Origin of the sequence: Methylobacterium sp. DB0501, assembly GCF_011043735.1 — a bacterium.
GTDB classification, from domain to species: domain Bacteria; phylum Pseudomonadota; class Alphaproteobacteria; order Rhizobiales; family Beijerinckiaceae; genus Methylobacterium; species Methylobacterium alsaeris.
In genome coordinates this window covers 203,573-228,329 of the sequence record NZ_JAAKGV010000007.1, presented here as the reverse complement: position 1 = coordinate 228,329, position 24,757 = coordinate 203,573, and the positions used below count along the sequence as shown (strand labels likewise).

Below are 24,757 nucleotides of genomic sequence, written 5' to 3'. Positions count from 1 at the left end.
CATACTCGGCCAGCAGCGCTTCGGCGGCCGCCTTGCCGAGATTATTTGGAGGCGAACGGGCTGTCGCCCGTGATGAGCTTGCGGTCCTGGTGGACAGTACCCTGGATGTCATTGTTGACGATCTCCAAGCCATCTGCGCGCAGGCGTTCGCCGATGAACCACGGCATAGCCCCCGGCATGTAGCCCATCTCTGGGGTCTTGGCATCGATGGCGTCGGGGAACGAGCAGATTTTGTAGCCCTTGAACGGGTTCTCTTCCTCGCCAATCTTGGCCGATAGCAGAGCAGCCGGGCCGTGACACAGTGAGATGATGTGCTTGTCCGCCCGCAATGCCCAGTCGAGCACCTTCTTTACGTCGGTGCTGAACGGCACGCCATTGAGCGCGCCGTGACCGCCGGGTATGAAGACGGCGACGTAGGCGCTGTCTGGTCCGAGGGCGTCCGCCACCACGTCGGCGAGCTTGAGCGGGCTTTTCAGTTGCGGCTTGTACTTCTCGTAGATGCTTGCCACAGCCGCGTCGTCCTTGGGGTAGGCCCAGAGTTCGAGCTTGGCAGGCTCGCCGGAGATCGTGGCAATATCGAAGGTGAACCCCGCCTTGTCGAGATGGTACATCGGCAACAACATCTCCACCGGGTGGTTGCCAGTAGGGAAGAAGGTGCCGTTCTGCATGAGCAGGTAGCGCTCATCCGTCGCGATCATCAGGATTTTGTAACGTCCACCCGTGTAGGCGTTCGGATAGCTCGCTCCGTCGAGGTCGGATTTGGCCGAGGTGAATTCGCCGAGCGAGTACGCAGACGGGAAGAACGCGTTGTCTTCTGCCACGTCCGGAGTGGGCTGCTTGCTCAGATTGTCGCTGCTGGCCATGTGCTCCTTCTTCGTTGGATGAAGCACCAACCTACGCGCGGAATGGCGCGGCAGGAATGAGGGAAATCCCCCAACCAGGGAGACAGGAAAGTGGTGGAGTTCCTGACTCTCGTGTCCGCTTTCACGCCACTCCGGCGATTGCACCATCCACGATTGATGGTTCGATTTGGGTCGGGAGCAGCCCGAAACGACGCTCAAAATCCGTTAGGGCATACCGCAGCGGACATCTAGGCAGCACGCTGAGGCGGCGGTCTACAAGGGCCGGTTCAGCCCAACGGACGCCTCACCCAGCGCACGACATCCGAACGGATAGCGCGGCGCTGTTGCGTGGTCGAGCGTTCCATTGAGGCCCGCCCTAATGGACCGTGGCCAGTGCGCTCGATGAATGATAGCCGCCGCTGAGGATCGGTCACGGCCCTTCGAGCCGGATCCGACTTTCCCTGTTCCACACGCCGAGTTATGCGAGCCGACCGGCGAGACGTACGAGCGTTGCGGGGAACCGAGGCTCCCGCGACACCCGATTCTCAACCCTGCCCATCCGCCGCCCCGGCCGCATCGCCTCCTCGGCATCCCGCGGCGCACCACAGAACGCCGCCACGCTCGGCCCGTCCGCACCCGCCGCTCGTCGAGCGGGACCTCACGCCGCGGCCGGAGCCCGCCGAACCGGTGCTGCCGGCCGCGGAAGGCCGTCATCGCCGCCGTCAGCTCCGCCTCGCCGAAATCCGGCCAGGGGCAGGGAGTGAAGTGCAGCTCGGCATAGGCGCTTTCCCAGAGCAGGAAGTCGGAGAGGCGCTGCTCGCCGCCGGTGCGGATCACCAGGTCGACCGGCGGGGCCCCGTCGCCGGTGACGAGGCGGTCGAACGCCTCGCGGGTGATGGCGGGATCCGCCGCGCGGGCGGCGGAGAGGATCGCGTCGCGCGCCGGGTCGTCGAGGGCGAAAGGCCTCGACGGCGTTGAGGATCATCGCATCGGCGAGGCCGGCCTGCGGGCCGGCGGTGGCGAGCGCCAGGGCGCCGGTGAGGGCGAGCGCGGTGGGGCCGTAGCCCTGGAACGCGGTTCCGGCGGCGACCTGGCTGCGGATCGCCACGATGTCGGCCAACACCTTGTCGAGATCCACCCTGTCGAGGTCGCGCATCGGGAACCCGCATCAACTTTCCGATGCAAAGCCCCCTGGTGCGCAAAGTCGCGCAAGCGGAATCCGGGCGGCGCTCACGCCGCCCGGATGTCTACCGGTTGGCCCGGGCGAGGGCGGCGTGAAGCAGCAGGTTCACGCCCGGCAGGGTCGGTTCGAGGGCGATGTCCTCGGCCTCGTTGTGGGTGATCCCGTCCCGGCAGGGGGTGAAGATCATGCAGGCCGGCGCGACACGGGCGACGTGGTAGGCGTCGTGGCCGGCCTGGGACCGCAGATCCATGGTCGGGATGCCGAGGCGCGCCGCCGTCTCGCGCAGGGTGCCGATCAGCCCGTCATCGAAGGAGAAGATTCCGAAGCCCCATTCCTCGGCGATCCTGATCTCGGTGAGCGAGCGGGCGGCGCAATCGGGCAGGGCGGCGCGCAAGCTCGCCTTCATGGTCTCCAGGGTCTCGAGCTTCGGTGCCCGCATGTCGATGAACAATTCGGCATATTCCGAGAGCGTGCCGGGGAGGTTCGGCACCAGGTCGAGGCGGGCGGCGGTGGCCTTGGCGTCGGTGTCGGCGTGCGCCCAGCCGATGTCGTTGACCGCCACCGCCACCATGGCGGCGCCGACGAGGGCGTTGTGGCGCTCGCTCATCGGGGTCGGGCCGGTATGGGCGGTGGCGCCCTCGACGGCGATGCGCATGCCGCAGCTCGGATAGCCGCCGGTGACGATGCCGACCGGCACGCCGGCCTTGTCGAGGGCCGGGCCCTGCTCGATGTGAAGCTCGAAATAAGCGTCGATGGCGCGGCCGCCGACCGGCTCGGGGCCGCGATAGCCGATGCCGTCGAGGGCGTCGCCGAAGCGGATGCCGTCGCGGTCGCGCCGGTTCTCGACCCAGTCCGGCGTCGCCTGGCCGGACCAGGCCAGCGAGCAGAGCATCGGCGGCGAGAACCGCGCGCCCTCCTCGTTGGTCCAGTTCACCACCTCGATGCTGCGGCGCGTACCGACCCCGAGATCGTCGAGGGTGCGCAGGACCTCCAGCCCCGCGAGAACGCCCAGGATGCCGTCGAAGCGCCCGCCGGCCCATTGCGTGTCGAGGTGGCTGCCGATCACCACCGGCGGCAGGTCGGGCTCGGTGCCCACCCGCCGCAGCACCATGTTGCCGAGCCCGTCGACGGTGAGGGGATAGCCGCCTTCCTCCGCCCAGGCCTTGAGCTGGTCGCGCATCACCCGGTCGGGCTCGGTCAGGGTCAGGCGCCGCAGGCCCCCCCGGGGCCCGGTGCCGATGCCGGCCGACACCATCAGGGTGTCCCAGAGCCGGGAGCTGTTCACGGAGAGGTTGGTGGTCATCGCTCGAGGCCTCGCGCACCATGTCGGGGAATCGCGCGCCAGGATGCGAGGGCCGTGCCGGACCGGCAAGCGCCGGGCGCGGGGGTGGGGTGCCGTCGCGACGCATTCCGGAGCGTAATGCCATTCCCGGACGATGACTTCCGGAAACGGGATCACCGGCCCGCGCGGCGTCCGAGCGAAACCGAAATCCGCATCGCGACCGCGATGGCGCAGCAATCGCCGAGCAATCCGTCGGATTTCGTATGACACCGAAGGTCGTTTTCAACGACCTTCGGTGTCATACGGCGTCCTCCAGGGCGGCGCGGGGCACCGGGAAGGTCAGGGTGAAGGCGGCGCCCGGACAAGCGGGATCGTGCCGGTCGCCCCGGTTGCGGGCGGTGATCCGCCCGCCCATCGCCTCGACGAAGCCGCGGGAGATGGCGAGGCCGAGGCCGGTCCCGGCCCGGACCCGGTCGCTCTTGCGCACCCGGTAGAAGGTGTCGAAGATCCGCTCCTCGTCGCCCTCCGGGAGGCCCTCGCCCTCGTCGAGGATCCGCAAGCACACCGCGTCGCCCTCGTGCCTGGATTCCTGCCGGGCTTCCTGCCAGCCCTCGATCCGCACCAGGCTGCCCTCGGGGGCGTATTTGGCGGCGTTGTCGAGGAGGTTGAACAGCACCTGCTCCATCAGCACCGCGTCGAGGTTCAGGGTCGGCAGGCCGGCGCCGAGCGCCAGTTCGACGCGGTGACGCGACAGGATCTTGGCGGCCCGCTCGAGCGCCGTGCCGACGATCTCGCCGAGGTCGTGGGGGGCGAGGTTCGGCGCCACCGCGCCGGATTCGAGCTTCGTCATGTCGAGCAGGTTGGCGATGAAGCGGTTCAGCCGCTCGGCCTCGTCGACGATGGTCGCCAGCAGCTCGCCCTGCGCCTCCCGGTCGAGGGCGTCCCTGAGGTCGCGCAAGGTGGTGGCCGAGCCGAGCACCGCGGCGAGCGGGGTCTTGAGGTCGTGCGAGAGCGACGACAGCAGGGCCTGGCGCAGGCGGTCGGTCTCGGCCGAGCGCCGGGCGCGGTCGAGATCCTCGACGAGGTGGACCCGCTCGATGGCGAGCGCCCCCTGGTCGGCCAGAGCGTCGAGGAGCCGGCGCTGGTCGGGGGTGAGGAGCGGCCCCGGCTTGTCGCCGTCGAGCCCCACCACCCCGACCATGCCGCGGCCGGTGCGCAAGGGCAGGAACAGGCGCTTGGCCCCCGGCAGGGTGTCGGCGCCGCGGCCCGCCGGGCGGCCGTGGTCGAAGGTCCATTTCGCCGCCGCGAGGTCGGCCTCGTCGAGGAAATCCTCCGGCGGGTAGCCGGCCATCACCGTGACGCCGCCGCTACGCGGCGCGGGCCCGTTCTCCGGCAGGAGCAGCACCACCCGCAGGCGCAGCATCAGGGCGATCTGGTAGGCGGTGGCCCAGAGCACGTCGTCGAGGGTGCCGCAGCCGGCGAGCTTGCGCGAGAAGCCGTAGAGCGCCTCGGTCGCCTTGCTGCGCGTGCGCGAGATCGTCGCCTCGGCGCGCACCCGTGCCGCCAGGTTCGAGACCACCACCGCCACCAGAGTGAAGAAGAACAGGGCGACGACGTTGGTCGGGTCGGCGATGGTGAAGGTGTAGAGCGGCGGCAGGAAGAAGAAGTTGTAGGCGAGCGACGAAGCCAGCACCGCGGCGAGCGACGGATACAGCCCGAAGCGCACCGCCACCGCCACCACGGCGGTGAGGAAGACGAGGTCGGTGCTCTCGTGCCCGAGCGAGGATTGCAGCACGAGGCCCAGCCCCAAGGCGCCCGCGACCGCCGCGAGCGCGGCGGCGTAGGGCAGGGCGCTCGGCCGCGGCGGGGCCGCGGTGCGCACGCCCCTGTGGGGGGCGGGCGCGCCTGCGATCTCCTCGCCCGCCACGACATGGACGCTGATTGGGCCGGAGCGGCGCAGGAGGTCGTGCACCACCGAACCGTTGACGAGCTCGAACCAGCGCGAGCGGGTCGACTTGCCGATCACCACGTGGGTGACGTTGTGCTCGCGGGCAAAGCCCACCACGTCGTCGGCGATGCGACCCTGGCTCGGCAGGGTCGCGGTCTCGGCGCCCAGCCGCTCGGCGAGCCGCAGGGTGTCGGCGATGCGGTCGCGCTCGGTGTCGCTCAAGCCGACGCTGCGCCGGCCCTCGATGGTGAGCGCGGTGAACGGCGCCCGCAGCCGGTCGGCGAGGCGCTTGGCGTAGCGCACGAGGCCGGCCGAGCGCGGATCCTCGCTGACGCAGACCAGGACCCGCTCCCCCGCCGCCCAGGGTCCGGGAATCGCGTGGGCCCGCATATGGGTGACGAGCTGGTCGTCGACCTGCTGGGCGGTGCGCCGCAGCGCCAGCTCGCGGAGCGCCGTCAGGTTGCCGGGGGAGAAGTAGTGCTCGAGCGCCCGCTCGGCCTGGCGCGGCAGGTAGACCTTGCCCTCGCGCAGGCGCTGGATCAGGTCGCCGGGGGAGAGGTCGATGACCTCGATGTCGTCGGCCCGGTCGAGGATCGAATCCGGCACCGTCTCGCGCACCCGGATCCGGGTGATCTGCGCCACCACGTCGTTCAGGCTCTCGACGTGCTGGATATTGAGGGTGGTGTGGACGTCGATGCCGGCCTGGAGCAGCTCCTCGACGTCGAGGTAGCGCTTGGGGTGGCGCGAGCCCGGGGCGTTGGTGTGGGCGAGTTCGTCGACGAGGGCCAGACGGGGTTTCCGGGCGAGAAGCCCGTCGAGGTCCATCTCGTCGAACGTGCCGCCGCCATAGGGGACGAGGCAGCGTGGCAGCACCTCGAGCCCGGCGACCAGGGCCTCGGTCTCGGGCCTGCCGTGGGTCTCGACCACGCCCACCACCACGTCGACGCCCTCGCGCCGGCGGGCATGGGCGCTCGTCAGCATCTCGTAGGTCTTGCCGACCCCCGGCGCCGCCCCGAGGAAGATCTTCAGGCGCCCGCGCCCGGGCGCCTCCCGGCGCGCCTGCGCCAGGAGGGCGTCGGGCGAGGGACGCACCTCCTCCCTCATCCCGTCCCTCATCGTGCCGCTTGCGCGTCGAGGGCGCGGTTGAGGGCGAGCACGTTGACGCGCCGCTCGCCGAGGAAGCCGAGGCTCGGCTCCCGGATCTGCCCGGCCACGAGGGCGCGCAGCGAATCCTCGGACAGGCCGCGGGCACGCGCCACCCGCGGCACCTGGAACAGGGCGGCCTCGGGCGAGACGTCGGGGTCGAGGCCCGACCCCGAGGTGGTGACGAGGTCCTGCGGCATCGGGTCGGAGGGGTTCTCGGCCTTGAGCGCGGCGAGGTCGGCCTTCACCCGGTCGATGAGCGCCGGGTTGGTGGGCCCGAGATTGGCGCCGCCGGAATTGGCGGCGTTGTAGGGCGCCGCCACGGTCTTCGAGGAATCGGCCGGATCGGGCGCCACGGTCGCCGAGGGGCGGCCGTGGAAGTAGCGCGGGCTGGTGAAGTTCTGGCCGATCAGGGCGGAGCCGACCAGGGTGCCGTCGGCGCTGCGGACCAGGCTGCCTTGCGCCTGGACCGGGAAGAGGCGTTCGGCGATCCCCGTCATGGCCAGCGGATAGGCGAGGCCGGTGACGAGGGTCAGGCCGGTGAGGAGCACGAGGGCGGGGCGGAGGTGCCGGAGCATGGCGGTCTCTCTCAAGCCAGATGGAGGGCGCTCACGGCGAGATCGATCAGCTTGATGCCGGCGAACGGCACCAGGATCCCGCCGAGACCATAGATCAGGAGATTGCGCCGCAGCAACGCGGCGGCGCCGACGGCGCGGTAGCCGACGCCGCGCAGAGCGAGCGGGATCAGCGCCACGATGATCAGCGCGTTGAAGATGATCGCCGACAGGATCGCGCTCTGGGGCGAGGCCAGCCCCATCACGTTGAGGGCCTGGAGCGGCGGATAGAGCCCGACGAACATCGCCGGGATGATGGCGAAGTACTTCGCCACGTCGTTGGCGATCGAGAAGGTGGTGAGCGCGCCGCGGGTCATCAGCAGCTGCTTGCCAATCTCGACGATCTCGATGAGCTTGGTCGGGTCGGAATCGAGGTCGACCATGTTGCCGGCCTCGCGGGCCGCCACCGTGCCGGTGTTCATCGCCACGCCGACATCGGCCTGGGCGAGGGCCGGGGCGTCGTTGGTGCCGTCGCCGCACATCGCCACCAGCTTGCCCTGCGCCTGCTCACGCCGGATCAGGGCCAGCTTGTCCTCGGGCGTGGCCTGGGCGAGGAAGTCGTCGACCCCGGCCTCCGCGGCGATGGCCGCGGCGGTCATCGGGTTGTCGCCGGTGATCATCACCGTGCGGATGCCCATCCGGCGGAGTTCCGCGAAGCGCTCGGCGATGCCGCCCTTGACGATGTCCTTGAGGTGGACGACGCCGAGGAGCTTGCCGTCGCGGGCGACCGCGAGCGGCGTGCCGCCGGCCTTGGCGATCTCCTCGGCGATGGCCCGGACCTCCTGGGCCGCCGCCGGATCGAGGCGGGGCTGCAGCACCCGGGCCGCGGCGCCCGCGCCGACGAGCGCCGGGGCGGCGTCGAGGCTCGCGATCACCGCCTCGACCGCCCCTTTGCGGATCGAGGAGCCGTCGAGGTCGATGCCCGACATCCGCGACTGCGCGGTGAACGGCACGAAGGTGGCGTTGAGGCTTCCCATGTCGCGGGCGCGCAGGCCGTGCGCCTCCTTGGCCAGCACCACGATCGAGCGGCCCTCCGGGGTCTCGTCGGCGAGGGAAGCGAGCTGGGCCGCATCCGCCAGCGTCCCGGGGGTGACGCCGCGCACCGGGCGAAACGCGGTCGCCTGGCGGTTGCCGAGCGTGATGGTGCCGGTCTTGTCGAGGAGCAGCGTGTCGACGTCGCCCGCCGCCTCGACGGCGCGGCCCGACATGGCGAGCACGTTGAAGCGCACCAGCCGGTCCATGCCGGCGATGCCGATCGCCGAGAGCAGCGCCCCGATCGTGGTCGGGATCAGGGTGACGAAGAGCGCCACCAGCACCGTGAGCGGGATCGCGCCGCCGGCGTAAGCGGCGAAGCTCGGGATCGATCCGACCGCGAACACGAACACGATGGTGAGGCCGGCGAGCAGGATGTTGAGGGCGATCTCGTTGGGGGTCTTCTGCCGGGCCGCGCCCTCGACCAGCGCGATCATCCGGTCGATGAAGGTCGAGCCGGCGGCGGCCGTGATCCGCACCCGGATCCAGTCGGAGAGGACCTGCGTGCCGCCGGTCACCGCCGAGCGGTCGCCGCCGGATTCGCGGATGACGGGGGCGGATTCGCCGGTGATCGCCGCCTCGTTGACCGAGGCGATGCCCTCGATCACCTCGCCGTCCGACGGGATCACGTCGCCGGCCTCGACCAGCACCACGTCGCCGACCTTGAGCCCGGCGCCCGGTACGGTCTCGTAAGGAGTCCGCGGGCCGCCGGGTGCCGCGGTGGCGCCGCCCAGCAGCTTCGCGGTCGTCTCGGTGCGGGTGCGGCGCAGGGAATCGGCCTGCGCCTTGCCGCGCCCTTCCGCCACCGCCTCGGCGAAATTGGCGAACAGCACGGTGAACCACAGCCAGAGGATGATCTGGCCAGTGAAGGCCAGATCCTGGCCGCCGGTGACGAGGTCGCGGAGGAACAGCAGGGTGGTGAAGGCCGCCACGACCTCGACCACGAACATCACGGGGTTCTTCACCATCTGGCGCGGGTCGAGCTTGGTGACCGCACCGAGGAGCGCGGGCCCGACCAGGCCGGCACTCAGCAGGGAGGATTTCGGGAGGGAGGATTTTTGCGAGTGGGCCATGATCGTCGGGATCCGGATGGGCCGGGGGGCGGCGGCGCTCGGGCGCCACCGGAATCGTCGGGACGTGTGGGGTGTGGGCGCCGTCAGGGCGCGAGCGCCGCGCTGCCGAGCATGATTGCCGCCCAGATCGCGCCGGAGCCCAGCAGGGCGAGGCCGGTGAGCGCCAGGACGATGTCGCAAGGTCGGAGAGCGGAGCGGTCGGCGAGCGGGGCGGGGCGAGGCCGGTGCCGGGACAGACCACTGCGCAGGCGGTCGGCGTGGGTGGTGCTCATGGCCCTAGCCTCCCGCCGCCGCGAAGGTCTGGCCGGCGGCGCCCGCCAAGTGCTCGACGATGGGTCCGAGCGCCAGCGACGGGAAGAAGGTCAGGCCGCCGACGATCAGGATCACCCCGACCAGCAGGCCGACGAACAGGCCGCCATCGGTCGGGAAGGTCCCGACGGAGGCCGGCACCGTCTTCTTGGCCGCGAGCGAGCCGGCGATGGCGAGAGCCGGGATGATGACGAAGAACCGCCCGACCAGCATGCCGGCCCCGAGGGTCAGGTTGTAGAACGGGGTGTTGCCCGAGAGGCCCGCGAAGGCCGAGCCGTTGTTCGCCGCCGCCGAGGTGAAGGCGTAGAGGATCTCCGAGAAGCCGTGCGGCCCCGCATTGGCCGGTCCCGCGAGACCCGCCGGCAGCACGGTGGCGAGCGCGGTGAAGCCGAGCATCATCAGCGGCAGGCAGAGGATCGCGAGCATCGCCATCTTGACCTCCCGGGCCTCGATCTTCTTGCCGAGATATTCGGGCGTGCGCCCGACCATCAGCCCGGCGACGAAGATCGCCACCACGACGAAGACCAGCATCCCGTAGAGGCCGGCACCGACGCCGCCGACGATGATCTCGCCGAGCTGCATGTTGATGAGGGGGATCATGCCGCCGAGCGCCGTGAAGGCGTCGTGCATGGCGTTGACCGCGCCGCAGGAGGCGGCGGTGGTCACCACCGCGAAGAGCGCCGAGCCGGGGATGCCGAAGCGCAGCTCCTTGCCTTCGAGGTTGCCGCCCTGGAGCCCCAGCGCATTGAGCAGGGGGCTGCCGGCGCCTTCGGCCCCGTAGGTGACGGCGACGCCCGCCAGGAACAGCACGCCCATCGCGGCGAGGATCGCCCAGCCCTGGCGCTCGTCCCCGACCATGCGGCCGAACACGTTGGTGAGCGCGGCGCCCAGCGCGAAGATCGACACCATCTGAATGAGGTTCGACCACGCGGTCGGGTTCTCGAACGGGTGGGCGGCGTTGGCGTTGAAGAAGCCGCCGCCATTGGTGCCGAGCATCTTGATCGCCACCTGGCTCGCCACGGGCCCGAGCGCGATGGTCTGGTGTCCGCCTTCGAGGGTCGTCGCCTCGGCATAGGGCGCGAGGGTCTGCGGGATGCCCTGCCAGACCAGGAACAGGGTGTAGACGATGCAGAGCGGCAGCAGCACGTAGAGGGTGCAGCGGGTCAGATCGACCCAGAACGAGCCCACCGTGCGGGACGAGGCGCGGGCAAAGCCGCGGATCAGCGCCACGGCGAGGGCGATGCCGGTCGCCGCCGAGAGGAAGTTCTGGTGCGTCAGCCCCAGCATCTGCGACAGGTAGGAGAGGGTGCTCTCGCCACCGTAATTCTGCCAGTTGGTGTTGGTGACGAAGCTGACTGCGGTGTTGAAGGCGAGGTCCGGCGCCACCGCGGACTGGTCGGCGGGGTTGAGCGGCAGGAGCGCTTGCAGCCGCAGGATCCCGTAGAGCAGCACGAAGCCGGCGGCGTGGAAGACCAGCATGGCGCCCGCGTAAGTCAGCCAGTGCTGCTCGTGGCGCTCGTCGATGCCGGCGAGGCGGTAGAGGCCGCGCTCGATCGGGCGCAGCACGGGGGAGAGGGGGGTGGAGGCGCCGGTGAAGACCCGGGTCATGTAGAGACCGAGCGGCTTCACCAGGGCGAGAACGATCGCGCAGAACAGCGCGATCTGGATCCAGCCGGCGAGTGTCATGGCGGCGGCTCCCTTAAAACCGCTCGGGCCGCACGAGGGCGTAGGCGAGATAGGCGAGCAGCCCGAGGGTCATGAGGCCGCCGAGCCCGTAATCGAGGGTCATCGCGGGCCTCCTCACAGGCGTTCGCATAAGGCGACGTAGCCGAGCGCCAGGGCGAAGAAGCCCAGGCCGGCCGCCAGCATCAGGACATCGAACATGGGGTATCCCCGTCGGGCGGCGCCGGAGGGGCGCCGCATCGGATCGGACCGCGTCGCGGTCCCGACACCAGGACATCCTCCCGACGGCGTAGGGATTCGAGAGGGGACGGCCCCCCGCGCCATAAAGGCGGCATAAAGACGGGCGGGATCCGGGGCCGCCGTCAGGGTGTCCGTCGGGTCTGGCGGGCGGTGCGGACCGCCTCCTGCAGGCCGGCGCAGGCGAGGCCGGCGGCGGGGCCGGCGGCGGGGCCGGAATTCCGGCGGCAGGCCTCCTCGCAGCACGCATCCCGCAACGCCCGGCCGTCGACCTGCAGCACGCAGGTGCTCCCGTTCAGGAAGCCGTGGACGGGGAAGCCGCAGCGCCGGCAGGCGGCGCGCACATGCGCCAGGGCGTGGGCCAGGGCCGGCCGAGTCCCGTCGCCTGCGCCGCGCAGCCCGTCGTGAACCCCATCCCTCATCGCACCACTCCCGATGGACCCACCGGGTTTCTCGCGATCGGAGGCGGGGGAAACGATGCGGTTCGCCGGGCCGCGATATCAAGATTCCATAAGGGCGAACGGCGCTTGGAGGCCGGCCGGACCGGTCAGGCCGCCAGCAGCTCGCCGCCCTTCTCGGCGATCACCTGCCGCACCTTGGCCGAGAACATCCCGAGCAGCAGCGGCAGCCGGACCTCGACGCGGGCGGCCGCGTCCTCGACCGCGATGGTGCCGCTGACCGTCTGGCCCATGGCGCCGACCACGAAGGCGAGGGTGTCGCCGTCCCAGACCGGGTCCTGCATCGTCAGGCCGGCCTTCTGGACCAGGTCCCGGCCCTGGCCGAGGCGGGACTCGATGCGCCGGCGCGCCTCGGCCCGGCCGAGCTGGTGAGGAATCTCGATGACCAGGGGTTTCGCCATCACCGTCTCCGCGGCCCGCCGCACCCCCGCGGGCCGGCTCCGGGCAGGATGCTCCGGCCGCGCCGAGGCATCTGTGGTTGAAATCCACCATGACGCTCGGGAATTCAATCGGCGGCGGGTGCGCAGGAGCCCAGGGGCGGCGCCAAGGGGCCGGCGCCAAGGGGCGGCGTCTGGGATCGGCGCGGGGCGCCTCGACCGTGGCAGCGCGGCGCTGTCCAAGCCGGCCGGCTTGGCGTAGAGGGGGCGTCACGGGGCCTCTCGGACGAGACGCCCCGCCAGCGGAGGCCGGTCTTCAACGTGATCGAGCGGGGAATCCTCGGCGCCGTCGCCGTGTGCATCGCGGCCACGGCCGCCCTGTGGTGGCTGGCCATGCCGGACGAGCCGGTGCGGGCATTGCAGGACGGCCTGGGCGCCGCCGCCCTCGCCACCATCATCGCGGGCGCGGCCGTCCGGCGCTCGGCCGGGTGAGGGCGGGCAAGTGAGAGCGGGCCGATGACGGAGGGGCCGGCATCCCCGGTCCTCAGGTCCCTCGTCCTGCGCCTGGTGCGCTGGCTCGTCGCCGGCCTCGTCGCGGGTGCGGTGCTGTGGATCGCCTTCCACCTGCGCTGAGGCGCGGGTTGCGGCGTCGCTCGAGCGTGCGGAGCGAATCTCCGTCGTCGCGGGCTGCTGATACGACCTCCGGAACGCGGATCAGGCCGGCAGCGGCAGGATGGCCGCCCGGCGGCGGACCGCCGGGCGCTGGCGCAGCACCGTGCAGGCGCCGCCGAGGACGAACCACATGTACCAGGTCGGCACCAGATAGTAGAGCATGTTGTCCGAATAGGCCATCGACAGATAGCCGGCGATCATCGCGAGCAGCATCCAGGCCCAGCGCTCGCCACGCAGGATCAGCCTAGCGGTCGCGGCGATGATCCGCGCGTAGAGCCAGAGATAGGCGACAAGGCCGATCACCCCGGTCTCGAACAGGAACTGCACGTAGACGCTATGCGAGTCGATGGTGTCGTTCTCGAGCGGCAGCGGGAAGAACTGCGTGACGTAGTGGCCGAAGCTCGACAGGCCGTAGCCGAAGATCGGGCGCTCCCAGACCCACGTCATGGCGCCCTGCCAGAGCAGCACCCGGAAGGCGTAGGAATTCAGCTTCTCGTAGGCATCGGCGGTGTTGCCCTGCTGCAGGTCGGCGAAGCGCTCGGCGAGTTCCGGCACCGTCAGCAAGGCCACCGGCAGGCCCAGGAAGTAGAGCAGGGTGCGCCGGTCGAAGAGGAGCCCGTAGGTCAGGAGGATCAGGGCGGCGCCGGCCCAGGCGCTGCGGGTCTTGGTGAGCAGGAGCAGCCCGAGCAGGACCGGCACGTAGAGCACCAGCATTCTGCGCAGCCGCGGGCTCAAGGCGAAACGCGGGCCGGCCAGCAGGGTCAGGACGACCGCCAGGATCGTCATCAGGTAGAAGGCGTAGATGTTGGGGTGCGGGAAGCTGCTGTAGACCCGGATGCTGTCGTCGTCGAACGCCGCCCAGCCCATGGCGAGCTGCAGGCCGGCATAGAGCGTCGGGGCGATCGAACCGACGACGATGAGCAGCAGGAAATGGCGCAGGTCGGCGAAGTCGCGCACCATGTAGACGGCGAGCAGGCAGAAGGCGGCATGGGTCGCCAGCAGCATCAGCAGCCGGATCGCCGAGCCGGGATCGGGCGCCACCTGGGTCGAGGCGAGGCAGACCAGGAGGAGCGGCAGCCACAGGACGAAGGCCGGCACCGGGCTCACCCGCGGCCGGGTCGCCACGCAGGCGACCGCCACCACCAGCACGGCGACGTTGACCGAGGCGCCGACGCCCATCTCGTCGAGGCCGCCGAACTTCGTCAGGGTGAAGACCGGATCGAGGGAGGCGCGCGTCAGCAGCACCAACTCGACGAAGCGCCGCGGCCCGGCGAACCAGGCGACGAGGATCAGCAGGGCGCTGGCGGCGATCAGCATCGGTCGGCACACTCCCGGATCGAGGCCGGACGCCCGGCCCGTCCTCCGCTGGCGTCCTGCTTACCCGCCCCCCGCCCGGGGCGGAGCGCCGCAAAAGGGAGAAGCCTCCTCCGCAAGGCGTAGGTGCCGGCTCGCGCGGCACCGGATCCCTTTGCGTCATACGAAATCCGACTGATTGCTTCGCAATGCGGATTTCGGCTTCGCTCAAGCGCCGCGCGGGCTGGTGATCCCATTTCCGGAAGTCGTCTTCGGAAATGGGATCACAGGTCGCCCTGGCGCGGCGGGGCTGCTAAGCTGTCGCCGCCCCGAGTTCGGACATCTGACGATGCGTCTCTCCCTCGCCTCCCTGCTGCTCGTCGGCGCGCTCGCCGTCCCGGCCCTCGCCCAAACGACCGCTCCTGCCCCGAACCCGTTCGGCCCCGGCGCCGCGCGGCCCAACCAGGCGCCGCCGAACCCGCCCGCGATTCCCGCCAAGCCTACGGCCCCGGCCGCCCAGGCTCCTGCGGCCCAAGCTCCCGCCGGCCAAGCTCCCGCCGGCGCGGTCTTCCCCACCGCCGTCTCGCCGAAATACGCCAAGGAGCCGGCCGGCAGCGCCCGCCAGCATACCTGCCTCGACCAGTACAACGCCAACAAGGCGGCCGGCGGCGCCGGCAACGGCGGCATGAACTGGATCGCGAAGGGCGGCGGCTACTATTCCGAGTGCAACAAGCGGTTGAAGGGCTGACGTCGGAGGCGATCGCAGCGTCCGCCGTGGTCGCTCACGCCCGCGCCGGCCCGGGTGCCGGCCGCGCCGTGAGCGCGACCGCCAGCCCCAGCCCCGCGGCGGCGAGCCCCGCCAGCACCGCCCAGGCCGGCCAGGCGGCGCCCGCCCCCTCCGCGAGCGCCGCCTGGTAGGCCTCGATCGCCCAGGCATTGGGGGTGAGCCAGCCGAGGCTCTGCAGCCAGGGCGGCATCAGGAAGCGCGGCACCATGCTGCCGCCGACCGCCGAGAGCAGCAGCACCCCGAAGGTCGAGACGAGGTGGGCCTGCTGGCGGGAGCGCGACGCCGCGCAGGCGGCCAGCCCCAGGCCCGCCGCCATGGCGGCGACCAGCACCCCGGTGACGAGCCAGGCCCCGGCATGCGGCCCGATCGAGACGCCGTAGACGAGCGCCGCCGCCCCGAAGATCAAGGCGCCCTGCGCGGTGCCCTGGAGCACCAGGAACAGGAACTTGCCGGCCACCACCACCGGCAGGCCGCCGGGAGCAGCGGCGAGGCGATCGGCGATGCCGGATTGCCGCTCCTCGACCAGGGAGAGGGCGCCCTGCATGGCGGCGAACATCAGGAACACCGCGGCGATCGCCCCGGCATAGTAGGCGACCCGGGCATTCCCGCCCTGTCCTTCCGCCGTCGAGGTCCGGGCGATCAGGGCGGCGAAGGAGAAGGCCTCGCGCTTCTCGCGGCTCTCGGCGAAGGCACGGTCGAGGAAGGCGCGCTCGTCCGGGCCGATCTTGCCGGCGCGCTCGACATCGGCGACGACCCGGGACAGGACCACGTCGGGCAGGGCCTCGTTGAGCACCCGCTGCACCTGGCCGAGCGCGATCGGGGTGGCGAGCGCCCGGGCCGGGCTCTCGACGACGAGGATCGGCGCGTCCGCCGTCGTGCTCCCGGCCGCGAGGTCGCCGCGCAGCACCAGGGCGACGTCGACCTCGCCCCGGCGCACCGCCGCCGTCGGATCGCCGTGCAGGAGCGTGGTGCGCAGGGCCGGATCGGCCTCCAGGGCGGCGACGAGGCGCGCCGTGGTGGCGGTGCGGGCCTGGTCGAGGAGCCCGACCTGGATGCGGATCCGCTCGCCGACGGCGCCGGAGAAGATCGCCGCGAAGACGCAGAAGATCACCGTCGGCAGCACGAAGGCCATCACCAGGGCGGCCCGGTCGCGCCACAGGGTCAGCCACATCACCCGGAACGACGCGACGATCATGCCGAGACCTTGCATGCCGGGATCTCCTTCATGCCGGAACGTCCTGGACTGCGCGGACCGGACCGGGCAGGGGCGGCGCCTCCGTCACGTCGCGGTAGAGCAGGTCGAGGCCCGGCTCGCGCACGCGGATCTCCCGCACCGGCACGCCGTGGCGGCGCAAGTGCGCGAGGAGCGCCGCGCCGTCGCGCCCGCCCGCCACGGGGCTTCCGGCCCTCCAGGTGAGGGGCGAGGCCGGGTGGAAGCCGGCCTGGCGCAAGACCGAGGCCGCCGCCGGGCCGGCGGCCTCGGCGAGCGCCACCTCGTGCTCCGGCGGGCCGGCCCGCAGGCCGGCGAGGAGGTCGGCGAGGCGCCCGTCGAGGCGGATGCCGCCGCCCTGCAGCACGACGACACGGTCGGCCAGGCGCTCGGCCTCGGCGAAATCGTGGGTGGCGATCAGCACGGCGGCCCCGGTCTCGGGCAGGCGCTCGAGCACCGCATGGATCGCCGCTCGCGCCGCCTGGTCGACGCCCTGCGTCGGCTCGTCGAGGAGCACCAGGGCCGGTTCGCCGAGGAGCGAGGCCGCGATGTTGGCCCGGCGCTGGTAGCCGCCGGAGAGCACGCCGACGAGGCGGCCCGCCACCTCGTCGAGCCCCGCCCGGGCGAGGGCGCGGGCCACCGCCGGCGCCCGCGCCGCCCGGGACAGGCCCAGGAGCCGGGCGAAGACCTCGAGGTTCTCCCGCACGGTCAGGCGCGGATAGAGGGCGATCTCCTGCGGCACCCAGGCGATGGCGCGCCGGATCCCCGGCTCGCGTCCCGGATCGCCCCCCGCCACGCGGACGCCGCCGCGGGACGGGACGAGGCGCCCGGCCAGAAGCCGCATCAGCGAGGTCTTGCCGGCGCCGTTGGGGCCGAGCAGCGCCACGGTCTCGCCCCGCGCCAGGGCGAGGTCGATCCCGCCGAGGACGGGCTGGTTCCGGTACGAGAAGGCGAGGTCGCGAACCTCCGCCGCGGGATCGGGCGTCATGCCGTCACGACAGCAGGGCTTTGCGGCTTTCCGAGGGATCGCACCGAGGGATCGTCCATCGCCGCGCGCGCTACCGCGCCAGCAGGGCGCGGGTGAGCCGCACCCGCAGGGCGGTGCCCGGCTCCGCGAGGCGGATGGCGGCGCCCGCGAAATCCGGCCGGCCGCGGCGGCCGGCGCCGTTCGAGAAGCCGTAGGGCTCGGTCGGCAGGCCGAGCGGCGTGCGGCCGAGGCGCCCGTCGCCGTCGAGATCCTGGAACGCCGCCACCGCGTAGGTGCCCGGCGGCACGCCGGTGAAGCCGAAGCGCAGGCTCGCGGCCGCCGCCGGTCCGCTCTGGCCGATGCGGCAGGATTCCTCGGCGAGCGACCCCGTGCAGAGCGCGACGAAGACACGGCCGGCCCCCGGCTCGACCCCGTCGACCTCGACCGCGAGGTCCGCCGCCGCGGCCGGGACGGCCGCCAGGGAGGCCGCCGAGAGGACCGTCATGAGGATCGCGAGCGCCGGGAGGGCGCGCCTCACGAGGCTTCCCCGAGGCTCGTCGCCGCCGCGAGCGGCATCCCGCGGGCGGGGGCCGGTTGCAGAGCCAGGTCCTCGGCCATCAGTCGCGCGGTGATGCGGGCGCCCTCGTAGATCACCGGCAGGCCGGAGCCCGGATGGGTGCCGCCGCCGACGAGGTAGAGCCCCGGCCCGAAGCGGTTGTGGGGCCGGAAATACAGCATCTGCCCGAGATCGTGCGAGAGGTTGAAGGTGGCGCCCTCGTGCACCGCGAACTCGTCGCGCCACTGCGTCGGGTCGACCACGCGCTCGTAGCGGATGCGCGATTCGAGGTCGGTGAGCCCGAGCTTCTCCAGCCGCTTGAGCACCAGGGCCCGGTAGGACGGCCCGACGCTCGCCCAGTCGATCCCGGCGCGCAGGTTCGGCACCGGCACCAGCACGTAGAGGCTGGTATGTCCCGGAGGCGCCATGCCGCCGTCGGTGTAGCCGGCATGCTGGACGTAGATCGAGGGCTGCATCGGCAGCACCCCGTCGGAGACCTCGCGGATGTTGCGGGCGTAATCCTCCGACAGGAGGATCGTGTGGTGGCCGAGGCTCTCCGGCATCGGTCCCTCGATGCCGAGATAGAGCATGTAGGTCGAGCAGGAGAGGCGGGCCTTCTCCACCTTGGCGTCGCGCCAGCGCGGCCGGCGCGCCTCGGGCACGATCTCGGGCACGACCTTGGCGAAGTCGCCGTTGATGACGACCGCGTCGGCACTGATGCGCTCGCCCCCGGCCTCGACGCCGACGGCGCGCTTGCCCTCGAACAGCACCCGGTCGACGGAGGTGCCGAGCTTGATCTCGACGCCGAGGCGGCGGGCGAGGCCGGCCATCGCCTCCGAGACCGCGCCGCAGCCGCCCACCGGGTGGTACACGCCGTGCTCGTATTCGAGGAAGCTCAGGATGGTGAACAGGCTCGGGCACCGGAACGGCGACATCCCGAGGTATTTGGTCTGGAACGAGAAGGCGAGGCGGACCCGCGGATCCTTGAAGTAGCGGTTCAGGTCGCGGTCGACGGTGGCGTGCGGGCGCAGGAGCGGCAGCGCCGCCAGCATCGCCGGCGAGACGAAGCTGCGGATCGAGTCGCAGGCCTGCTGCAGCACCGGGATGAAGGCCGCGAGCTTGCGGCGGTTGTCGTCGAGGAAGCGGCGCACGTTCTTCGCGTCGTCCGGCGCGATGCGGGCGATCTCGGCCTCGAGCCGCGCCACGTCCGGCGTCGCCCGGATCTCGCCGCCGCCCTCGAAGACGAGGTGATACTGCGGATCGAGCCGCTCGAGGGTGAGGTGGTCCTCCAGCCGTTCGCCGCAGGATTCGAAGATGTCGGCGAGGATGCGGGGATAGAGGAAGAAGGTCGGCCCGATGTCGAACTTGTAGCCGCCCGGCGCGGTGACCGTGCGGGTGCGCCCGCCGACGCAGTCATCCTTCTCGATCACCGTCACCTGCACGCCGTCGCGGGCGAGCATCAGCGCCACCGCGAGGCCGCCCGGCCCCGCACCGACCACGATCGCCCGCCGCCCCGACAGGGTGCGGTACCCATCCCGCGGCTGCAACAACGCCCCACCTCCTGCCAAACCCGACGGTTCCCCGTGCATACGGTCTAGTTGTGGTGCGCAGGCTTGAGCCGGCAATGGCTGCGCATTGTCGCGGCGGGGGCGGGAGGTAAATTCTTCCTGAGTGGGGCGGTGCGGTGACGGGCGGCTGTCGGCGCCGCATGGCCCCCCCAATCGAGAGGAGAGGTCGGCACGGTGATGGAGCGCCGCGAGCATCGGGACGGGTCGTCGGGCGAGCCCGATCGGGGCGACACGCGCGAGGTTCCCGCAGAAGCTCCCGACCGTGCGCGCCGTCTCCGCGAGACGCGTCCGCCGGCCGAGGGCATCGACGTCGCCGACGTGCACCGGGAACTGATCGTTCGCTATCCGAAGATCAGTGCCGGGCTCGCCGAGTGAGCCGCAATGGCTCACAGCCGACGCGATCGCCGCCGTCAATGCCCACGAGGTGGCTGCGACCGGTGATACGAAGTCCGGAAGATCCCTTCCGGACTTCGTATCACCGTAGCCGTAGCGCTGCTGATGGCGATCGCCAAAGCTCACGCCTTCGCGCAGGGCAACACGCGCACGGCCTTCCTTGCCATGGGTACGTTCCTGCGGGCGAACGGCAACGACCTTGGGCTGCCGGACCGGACGGCCTTCGGTGAGGTCATCACGGCAGCCGTCGCCGGCGAGATCGCGCCACAGGATCTCGAGATGGTTCTGGATCGCTACGTCGTTCTTCTCTCGGGAGGCGAGCAGTTACGATCGTGGGAGGCGTAGTCAGCGCCTCCCGATTCCCGCCAGCCGCCCCCCGCCGAGTCGGTGCAACGCCACCGCCCCCGCCACCGCGACGTTGAGCGAATCGACCCCCGGCGCCATCGGGATCGCGACCCGGCGGGCGCGGGCCATCAGCGCCTCGGGCAGGCCGGGGCCTTCGGTGCCGAGCAGCAGGAGCGCGCGGGGCGGGGGCGGCAGGGTCGTGATGTCCTCGCCGCGGGGCGAGAGGGCGACGGGCGTCAGCCCCTGGCGCGTGCAGAGGTCGAGGAGCGCGTCGCCGGTGGGCAGGCGGGCGAAGGGCACGGTCAGGCTCGTACCGGCCGAGACCCGGATCGCCTTGCGGTAGAGCGGGTCGCAGGTCTCGGCATCGAGCAGCACCGCGTCGGCCCCGAAGGCGGCGGCATTGCGAAAAATCCCGCCGACATTGTCGTGGTTGGCCAGCCCGACCAGGCCGACGAGCAGGGCCGGGCCCGCCGGCACCAGGGATTCAGGGTCGGGGTCCGGCCCGCGCAGACCGATGGCCAGCACGCCGCGATGGATCGGGAAGCCCGCCACCGCCCCCATCACGGCCTTCGCGGCGAGGTAGACCGGCGCGGCGAGGCCGGCGAGAACCGGGGCCAGCCCGGGCAGGCGCTCGGGCGAGACGAGCACCGATTCGACCCGGAACCGGGCGCGCCCTGAGAGCAACACGCGCAGGACCACCTCGCCCTCGGCGACGAACCGGCCTTCGCGCCCGACGAGGTCGCGCTCGCGCATGCTCGTATAGGCGGCGAGGCGCGGGTCGTCGGGATCGTCGATCGGGACCGGCGTCATCTCATCCCTTGCGGGCGGCCAGGGGATCGGATTCGGCCTTGGTCGGCACCTTCACCAGGGCCTCGCCGTCGAGCACCGTCTCGCCGTTGACGGTGCAGGTGCAGCTCAGCCGGGCGCGGCGGCGCTCCGGCACCAGCTCGGCCACCTCGACGGTGACCTCGACCGTGTCGCCGATGCGGACGGGCGCGCGGAAGTTGAGGCTCTGGCTGATGTAGACCGCGCCCGGGCCGGGCAGGCGGGTGCCGAGCACCGCCGAGATCAGCCCGGCGGTGTAGAGGCCGTGGGCGATGCGGGTGCCGAACGGCGTGCGGGCGGCGAAATGCTCGGAGAGGTGGATCGGGTTGCGGTCGCCGGTGATCTCCGCGAAGCCGACCACGTCGGAGGCCGCGATGGTCTTCGACAGCGTCTCGGACAGGCCGACGCTCAGGTCCTCGAAGTACAGCACGCGCAGTTCGGGCATCATCGGCGTCGCTCCCGGTCAAACATGGTGCCAAGGCCGAGAGGAGGCGCGGCTCGGCCGCCCCGGCCGGGATCACCGGGGTCGCACGGGACGGGGGCGGAAATCCAGTGGCGAAAGGTCGGAAGCGCGCCGCGCCTTCGCTTCGCCGCCCCCTTCGCCGGGCCCTTGATCGTGCCCATGACCAAGCCCTTGGCCGTCACGATCCGTTAATGCTGACAGCGGATATTGGGCCCATGTATCATCTGGTGAACAAGACGTTATGCGCCTGTCGATCAAGAGCCGACTGATCGGTCTGTTCTGCCTGCTCCTCGTGCTCACGCTGGCACAGGGGGCGGTCTTCATGAAGAGCCTCGACAGCGTCGACGTCAGGCTCACGACGCTGACGCGCGACAGCCTGCCGTCGATCGACGGGGCGCACGCGATCAACGAGCTGATCATGCGCTCGCGGCTCTGGCAGTTCCGCTACATCACCGCCGACGACGAGGCCGAGCGGGCGCTCAGCCGCAAGAACCTCGCCGATCTCGGCCGGACGATCCACCAGCGCGTGGAGGTCTACCGGCCCCTGGTCTCGTCCGAGGCCGAGCGGGCGGTGTTCGAGGACCTGGTGCGGCAGCTCGCGGTGTTCGATGCCGACTGGCGCAAGATGACGGAACTCACGAGTCCGGCCGAGATCCTGCCCCTCTTCCGCGGCCCCGTGCAGAAGAACTACCGCGCCGTGGTCACCACGGCGGAGAAGCTCGTCGGCCTGAACGTCGAGGCCGGCACGGCCGCCGGCAGGGCCGCCCGGGAGGAGCGCGAGGCGGCGTCCCGGGTCACCCTGACGATGTTCGGCGTGTCCATCCTCGTCACCCTCGGGGCGGTGCTGTTCTGCCTCCTCGGCATCGTCCGGCCCCTCGGCCGCATGACCGGCGCGATGCGCCGCCTCGCCGAGGGCGACGCCGCGTCCGACATCCCGGGCGCCGGGCGCCGGGACGAGCTCGGCGCCATGGCGGGCGCGCTGGCGGTGTTTCGCGACAACCTCGTCCGCACCCGCCGGCTCGAGGAGGAGACCGCGCTCGCCCGGGCCGGGGCCGAGGCGCAGCGCCGGCAGGCGATGCGCGAGATGGCGGACGGCTTCGAGCGGGCGGTCGGCGGCATCGTCGGCGCCGTCACGGCGGCGGCCACCGAGCTGCAGGCCACCGCCCAGGTCATGACCGCGACCGCCAGCCAGACCGCCGGCCAGTCGGGCGGCGTCGCCGCGGCGGCGCAGCAGGCCGCCGCGAATGTCGAGACCGTGGCGGCGGCAGCCGAGGAACTCGGCACCTCGGTCCAGGAGATCGGTCGCCAGGTCGACGGCTCGGCCCGGCTCGCCGGCGCCGCCGTCCGCGAGGCCGGCGAGAGCGCGGCGCAGGTGCACGCGCTGACCGAGGCCACCGCCCGGATCGGCGACGTGGTCGGATTGATCTCGTCGATCGCGGCCCAGACCAACCTGCTGGCCCTGAACGCCACCATCGAGGCCGCCCGCGCCGGGGCCGCCGGCCGGGGCTTCGCCGTGGTGGCGGCCGAGGTGAAGGAACTCGCCGGGCAGACCGCGAAGGCCACCGAGGAGATCACCGGCCAGATCGCGGCGATCCAGGCCACCACCGGCCAGGCGGTCGGCGCGATCGGCGCGATCACCGCGCGGATCGAGGAGATCTCGGGCGTCGCCACCTCGATCGCCGCGGCGGTGGAGGAGCAGGGCGCCGCGACCCGGGAGATCGTCCGCAACGTCTCCCAGGCGGCGGCCGGCACCGGCGAGGTGACGACCAACATCGCGGGCGTCGCCCGCGCCGCCGACGAGACCGGGGCTGCGGCCTCCCAGGTCCTGGCCTCGGCCTCGGAGCTGTCGCGGCAATCCGAGCACCTCTCGGCCGAGGTGGCGCGCTTCCTCGACGGGGTGCGGGCGGCGTGAGACGCCAAGCAGACTTGCGTCGGCAGGCCAACGCTTCGTCCGCCCAGACTCTTGTCTCGTCGCAGATTTTCGTCGCAAAACCGGCCACCGATTCTGCGAAATCTGCGTCGGCTCGGGTGGCCTGCCTCTCTGCCGGGTTTCCTCGGCGGATCTGCAACCCGCCAGCATCCCGGGGCCGCGAAAGCGAGAATCCGGGATCCCTATCCCTGACGGTGCCCGATGAAGCGGACTGCGATCCGCCTTGTCCGCTGCCGTCAGCGGTCATGGATCCCGGGCTCTCGCCTTCGGCGCGCCCCGGGTTGCCGCTGTGGGTTTCATAGCGGCGCGGATGCGCCGGCAACGTTGCCCGGGGCGGTGCCCCGGATCAGTTCAGCGCCTGCGGCTCCGCCTCGGTCAGGAAGGCCGCGACCTCGCGGAAGAACTGCATCCGGTTCTTCTCCATCATCACCGTATGGGTGCCCTCGCCGAGCTCGACGAAGCGCCGGTACGGTGCGCGGGTCAGTCGGGCGAAGTATTCCTGCGCCTGGTAGCTCGGCAGGTCGGCGTCCCACTCGGCGTGGATGATCAGCGTCGGCACCCGGATCTCGCCGGGGTCGTAGAGCGGCTTGCCGGCCTGCCAGTAATCCTGCGAATCGGCGACGACACCGTTCGGCGCCCGCAGGACCGGCGGCGATTGCGCGGCGCCGGCGGCGTCGGTCGCGAAGGTGGCGTCGGCCCATTGCTCGAACCAGCCGGGCGGGATCAGCGCCGCCTGCTTGTCCTCCGGCACGCCCTTGAGCCAGCGCTCCTTCGCGCTATCGCGGCTCACGCTCCGGTAGGCCCCGAGGGATCCCCCGTTGGCGCCGATGAGCGAGGGCGTGCGCGAGAGCCATTGCGGCGCGTAGAGGACGAGGCGGTTGACCTTCTCGTTGTGGGTGCTGGTGTAGAGCCCCATGGTCGAGGTGCCCCAGGACCAGCCCATCAGGTCGATCTTGTCCACCCCGCGCCGCTGGCGGATGAAGTCGACGACCTGCCCGACCACCGCCGCGGCATCCTGCGTGCGCATGAAGGGCTTCCCCTCGGCAGCCGGGCGGCTCATCGCCGCCGGGCGGCCCGAGAGGCCGTAGCCCGGCAGGTCGACGAGGTAGACGTCGAAGCCGAGGCCCGCGAGGTAGTCCATCATCGACAGGCCGGCCAGCGGCAGGTCGAAGGCGGTCGAAGCCGGATAGGTCGCACCGTGGACGTAGAGCAGGATGCGGTCGGCCGCGAAGCGCTCGGTGCCGGCCGGACGCTTGTTGCGGACGTAGACCGTGACGCCGTCCTCCGGGCCGGGCAGACGGAACTCCTCGGTCTGGAGCCGGGCCGGGGCACCGGCTCCCGCCTGCGGCCGCGCTCCGGTTTGCGCCCCGGCTCCGGTTTGCGCCTCGGCTTTCTGGGCGACGGAGGCCGCCGCGAGACCGGCGAGCCCGCCGAGCACGTGCCGGCGCGGCATCCGCCCCGGCCCGGACGGGGGCCGTGATGATCGGGTCATGGTCGTGTCCTCCCTTCCGCCTGTGGCCGGCGGGTGAGGACAGTCAAGCCGGCGCGAGCCCGCGGGGCAAGAGCC

Annotated in this window: 23 protein-coding genes and 1 pseudogene; 5 read left to right on the top strand and 19 right to left on the bottom strand. The window is 71.7% G+C overall.

All coding sequences use genetic code 11. The annotated features are described in order from the left end of the window. Positions 1-41 precede the first annotated feature (41 nt). From hchA to G4G93_RS12610, 11 genes and pseudogenes are all read right to left on the bottom strand, one after another. Complete coding sequence (gene hchA / locus G4G93_RS12660) at positions 42-863, bottom strand: glyoxalase III HchA (RefSeq protein ID WP_246736722.1); 822 nt, start codon at positions 861-863, stop codon at positions 42-44. A gap of 651 nt (positions 864-1,514) precedes the next feature. Beyond that, positions 1,515-1,799: pseudogene (locus G4G93_RS36415) on the bottom strand (undecaprenyl diphosphate synthase family protein); the annotation flags it as partial. Between the two features lie 290 nt (positions 1,800-2,089). After that, positions 2,090-3,328 carry a Zn-dependent hydrolase gene (locus G4G93_RS12650; RefSeq protein ID WP_165084699.1) on the bottom strand — a complete coding sequence of 413 codons (1,239 nt, stop codon included), beginning with the start codon at positions 3,326-3,328 and terminating at the stop codon, positions 2,090-2,092. A gap of 277 nt (positions 3,329-3,605) precedes the next feature. After that, a complete protein-coding gene (locus G4G93_RS12645) occupies positions 3,606-6,371 on the bottom strand; it encodes a sensor histidine kinase KdpD (protein ID WP_165084697.1) in 2,766 nt (921 codons plus the stop codon). Continuing rightward, positions 6,368-6,976 (bottom strand): K(+)-transporting ATPase subunit C, encoded by a 609-nt coding sequence (locus tag G4G93_RS12640; RefSeq protein ID WP_165084695.1) that lies wholly within the window; start codon positions 6,974-6,976, stop codon positions 6,368-6,370. The genes G4G93_RS12645 and G4G93_RS12640 overlap by 4 nt, the downstream gene beginning before the upstream one ends. An 11-nt stretch (positions 6,977-6,987) precedes the next feature. After that, entirely contained in the window at positions 6,988-9,117 is a 2,130-nt protein-coding gene (gene kdpB, locus G4G93_RS12635; protein WP_165084693.1) for a potassium-transporting ATPase subunit KdpB, read from the bottom strand. An 83-nt stretch (positions 9,118-9,200) separates the two neighbouring features. Continuing rightward, complete coding sequence (locus tag G4G93_RS12630; protein ID WP_165084691.1) at positions 9,201-9,389, bottom strand: hypothetical protein; 189 nt, start codon at positions 9,387-9,389, stop codon at positions 9,201-9,203. Between the two features lie 4 nt (positions 9,390-9,393). Further along, positions 9,394-11,112 carry a potassium-transporting ATPase subunit KdpA gene (gene kdpA, locus G4G93_RS12625; RefSeq protein WP_165084689.1) on the bottom strand — a complete coding sequence of 573 codons (1,719 nt, stop codon included), beginning with the start codon at positions 11,110-11,112 and terminating at the stop codon, positions 9,394-9,396. 13 nt (positions 11,113-11,125) lie between these two features. Continuing rightward, a complete protein-coding gene (locus G4G93_RS12620; protein ID WP_099905332.1) occupies positions 11,126-11,215 on the bottom strand; it encodes a K(+)-transporting ATPase subunit F in 90 nt (29 codons plus the stop codon). Between the two features lie 256 nt (positions 11,216-11,471). Further along, entirely contained in the window at positions 11,472-11,768 is a 297-nt protein-coding gene (locus tag G4G93_RS12615; RefSeq protein WP_165084687.1) for a hypothetical protein, read from the bottom strand. A 125-nt stretch (positions 11,769-11,893) separates the two neighbouring features. Further along, entirely contained in the window at positions 11,894-12,205 is a 312-nt protein-coding gene (locus G4G93_RS12610; protein ID WP_165084685.1) for a polyhydroxyalkanoic acid system family protein, read from the bottom strand. 297 nt (positions 12,206-12,502) lie between these two features. Here G4G93_RS12610 and G4G93_RS12605 point away from each other — a divergent pair, with 297 nt between their 5' ends. Then, a complete protein-coding gene (locus G4G93_RS12605) occupies positions 12,503-12,673 on the top strand; it encodes a hypothetical protein (protein ID WP_165084683.1) in 171 nt (56 codons plus the stop codon). Positions 12,674-12,895: 222 nt separating this feature from the next. Here G4G93_RS12605 and G4G93_RS12600 read toward each other — a convergent pair whose 3' ends face one another. Further along, positions 12,896-14,170: an O-antigen ligase gene (locus G4G93_RS12600; protein ID WP_165084681.1), complete on the bottom strand. Its 1,275-nt coding sequence runs from the start codon at positions 14,168-14,170 to the stop codon at positions 12,896-12,898. Positions 14,171-14,495: 325 nt separating this feature from the next. Between G4G93_RS12600 and G4G93_RS12595 the strand changes: the two genes are divergently transcribed. After that, entirely contained in the window at positions 14,496-14,894 is a 399-nt protein-coding gene (locus G4G93_RS12595) for a hypothetical protein (protein WP_165084679.1), read from the top strand. 34 nt (positions 14,895-14,928) lie between these two features. On the opposite strand, the gene G4G93_RS12590 is transcribed toward G4G93_RS12595, so the two are convergent. From G4G93_RS12590 to crtI, 4 genes are all read right to left on the bottom strand, one after another. Then, positions 14,929-16,128, bottom strand: coding sequence for an ABC transporter permease (locus tag G4G93_RS12590; protein ID WP_165084834.1), 1,200 nt, complete (start codon positions 16,126-16,128; stop codon positions 14,929-14,931). 28 nt (positions 16,129-16,156) lie between these two features. Continuing rightward, positions 16,157-17,131, bottom strand: a complete 975-nt coding sequence (locus tag G4G93_RS12585) for an ABC transporter ATP-binding protein (RefSeq protein ID WP_165084677.1) — start codon at positions 17,129-17,131, stop codon at positions 16,157-16,159. A gap of 70 nt (positions 17,132-17,201) precedes the next feature. Further along, positions 17,202-17,615, bottom strand: a complete 414-nt coding sequence (locus tag G4G93_RS12580; protein WP_165084833.1) for a DUF2141 domain-containing protein — start codon at positions 17,613-17,615, stop codon at positions 17,202-17,204. 29 nt (positions 17,616-17,644) lie between these two features. After that, on the bottom strand, positions 17,645-19,216 hold the full coding sequence (crtI, locus tag G4G93_RS12575; RefSeq protein ID WP_165084675.1) for a phytoene desaturase family protein: 1,572 nt from the start codon (positions 19,214-19,216) through the stop codon (positions 17,645-17,647). Between the two features lie 192 nt (positions 19,217-19,408). Here crtI and G4G93_RS12570 point away from each other — a divergent pair, with 192 nt between their 5' ends. Then, a complete protein-coding gene (locus tag G4G93_RS12570; RefSeq protein ID WP_165084673.1) occupies positions 19,409-19,609 on the top strand; it encodes a hypothetical protein in 201 nt (66 codons plus the stop codon). 81 nt (positions 19,610-19,690) lie between these two features. Then, on the top strand, positions 19,691-19,972 hold the full coding sequence (locus G4G93_RS12565) for a Fic family protein (protein ID WP_312891947.1): 282 nt from the start codon (positions 19,691-19,693) through the stop codon (positions 19,970-19,972). On the opposite strand, the gene G4G93_RS12560 is transcribed toward G4G93_RS12565, so the two are convergent. Further along, a complete protein-coding gene (locus tag G4G93_RS12560) occupies positions 19,973-20,782 on the bottom strand; it encodes an RNA methyltransferase (protein ID WP_165084669.1) in 810 nt (269 codons plus the stop codon). 1 nt (position 20,783) lies between these two features. Continuing rightward, positions 20,784-21,245 carry a 3-hydroxybutyryl-CoA dehydratase gene (croR, locus tag G4G93_RS12555; protein ID WP_165084667.1) on the bottom strand — a complete coding sequence of 154 codons (462 nt, stop codon included), beginning with the start codon at positions 21,243-21,245 and terminating at the stop codon, positions 20,784-20,786. 256 nt (positions 21,246-21,501) lie between these two features. Here croR and G4G93_RS12550 point away from each other — a divergent pair, with 256 nt between their 5' ends. Further along, positions 21,502-23,172, top strand: a complete 1,671-nt coding sequence (locus tag G4G93_RS12550; protein WP_165084665.1) for a methyl-accepting chemotaxis protein — start codon at positions 21,502-21,504, stop codon at positions 23,170-23,172. A 364-nt stretch (positions 23,173-23,536) separates the two neighbouring features. Here the strand turns inward: G4G93_RS12550 and G4G93_RS12545 are convergent, their stop codons facing one another. Next, positions 23,537-24,682, bottom strand: coding sequence for an alpha/beta hydrolase (locus G4G93_RS12545; RefSeq protein ID WP_246736721.1), 1,146 nt, complete (start codon positions 24,680-24,682; stop codon positions 23,537-23,539). Between the last annotated feature and the right edge of the window lie 75 nt (positions 24,683-24,757).

What these genes read in the sequence shown, in the direction of transcription:
- croR (WP_165084667.1), bottom strand. Translation starts at nt 21,245, where the DNA reads ATGATGCCCGAACTGCGCGTGCTGTACTTCGAGGACCTGAGCGTCGGC.
- G4G93_RS12550 (WP_165084665.1), top strand. Translation starts at nt 21,502, where the DNA reads ATGCGCCTGTCGATCAAGAGCCGACTGATCGGTCTGTTCTGCCTGCTC.
- G4G93_RS12545 (WP_246736721.1), bottom strand. Translation starts at nt 24,682, where the DNA reads ATGACCCGATCATCACGGCCCCCGTCCGGGCCGGGGCGGATGCCGCGC.
- G4G93_RS12560 (WP_165084669.1), bottom strand. Translation starts at nt 20,782, where the DNA reads ATGACGCCGGTCCCGATCGACGATCCCGACGACCCGCGCCTCGCCGCC.
- G4G93_RS12630 (WP_165084691.1), bottom strand. Translation starts at nt 9,389, where the DNA reads ATGAGCACCACCCACGCCGACCGCCTGCGCAGTGGTCTGTCCCGGCAC.
- G4G93_RS12640 (WP_165084695.1), bottom strand. Translation starts at nt 6,976, where the DNA reads ATGCTCCGGCACCTCCGCCCCGCCCTCGTGCTCCTCACCGGCCTGACC.
- G4G93_RS12600 (WP_165084681.1), bottom strand. Translation starts at nt 14,170, where the DNA reads ATGCTGATCGCCGCCAGCGCCCTGCTGATCCTCGTCGCCTGGTTCGCC.
- G4G93_RS12595 (WP_165084679.1), top strand. Translation starts at nt 14,496, where the DNA reads ATGCGTCTCTCCCTCGCCTCCCTGCTGCTCGTCGGCGCGCTCGCCGTC.
- hchA (WP_246736722.1), bottom strand. Translation starts at nt 863, where the DNA reads ATGGCCAGCAGCGACAATCTGAGCAAGCAGCCCACTCCGGACGTGGCA.
- G4G93_RS12585 (WP_165084677.1), bottom strand. Translation starts at nt 17,131, where the DNA reads ATGACGCCCGATCCCGCGGCGGAGGTTCGCGACCTCGCCTTCTCGTAC.
- G4G93_RS12590 (WP_165084834.1), bottom strand. Translation starts at nt 16,128, where the DNA reads ATGATCGTCGCGTCGTTCCGGGTGATGTGGCTGACCCTGTGGCGCGAC.
- kdpA (WP_165084689.1), bottom strand. Translation starts at nt 11,112, where the DNA reads ATGACACTCGCCGGCTGGATCCAGATCGCGCTGTTCTGCGCGATCGTT.
- G4G93_RS12580 (WP_165084833.1), bottom strand. Translation starts at nt 17,615, where the DNA reads ATGACGGTCCTCTCGGCGGCCTCCCTGGCGGCCGTCCCGGCCGCGGCG.
- G4G93_RS12610 (WP_165084685.1), bottom strand. Translation starts at nt 12,205, where the DNA reads ATGGCGAAACCCCTGGTCATCGAGATTCCTCACCAGCTCGGCCGGGCC.
- kdpB (WP_165084693.1), bottom strand. Translation starts at nt 9,117, where the DNA reads ATGGCCCACTCGCAAAAATCCTCCCTCCCGAAATCCTCCCTGCTGAGT.
- G4G93_RS12620 (WP_099905332.1), bottom strand. Translation starts at nt 11,215, where the DNA reads ATGACCCTCGATTACGGGCTCGGCGGCCTCATGACCCTCGGGCTGCTC.
- G4G93_RS12645 (WP_165084697.1), bottom strand. Translation starts at nt 6,371, where the DNA reads ATGAGGGACGGGATGAGGGAGGAGGTGCGTCCCTCGCCCGACGCCCTC.
- G4G93_RS12650 (WP_165084699.1), bottom strand. Translation starts at nt 3,328, where the DNA reads ATGACCACCAACCTCTCCGTGAACAGCTCCCGGCTCTGGGACACCCTG.
- G4G93_RS12615 (WP_165084687.1), bottom strand. Translation starts at nt 11,768, where the DNA reads ATGAGGGATGGGGTTCACGACGGGCTGCGCGGCGCAGGCGACGGGACT.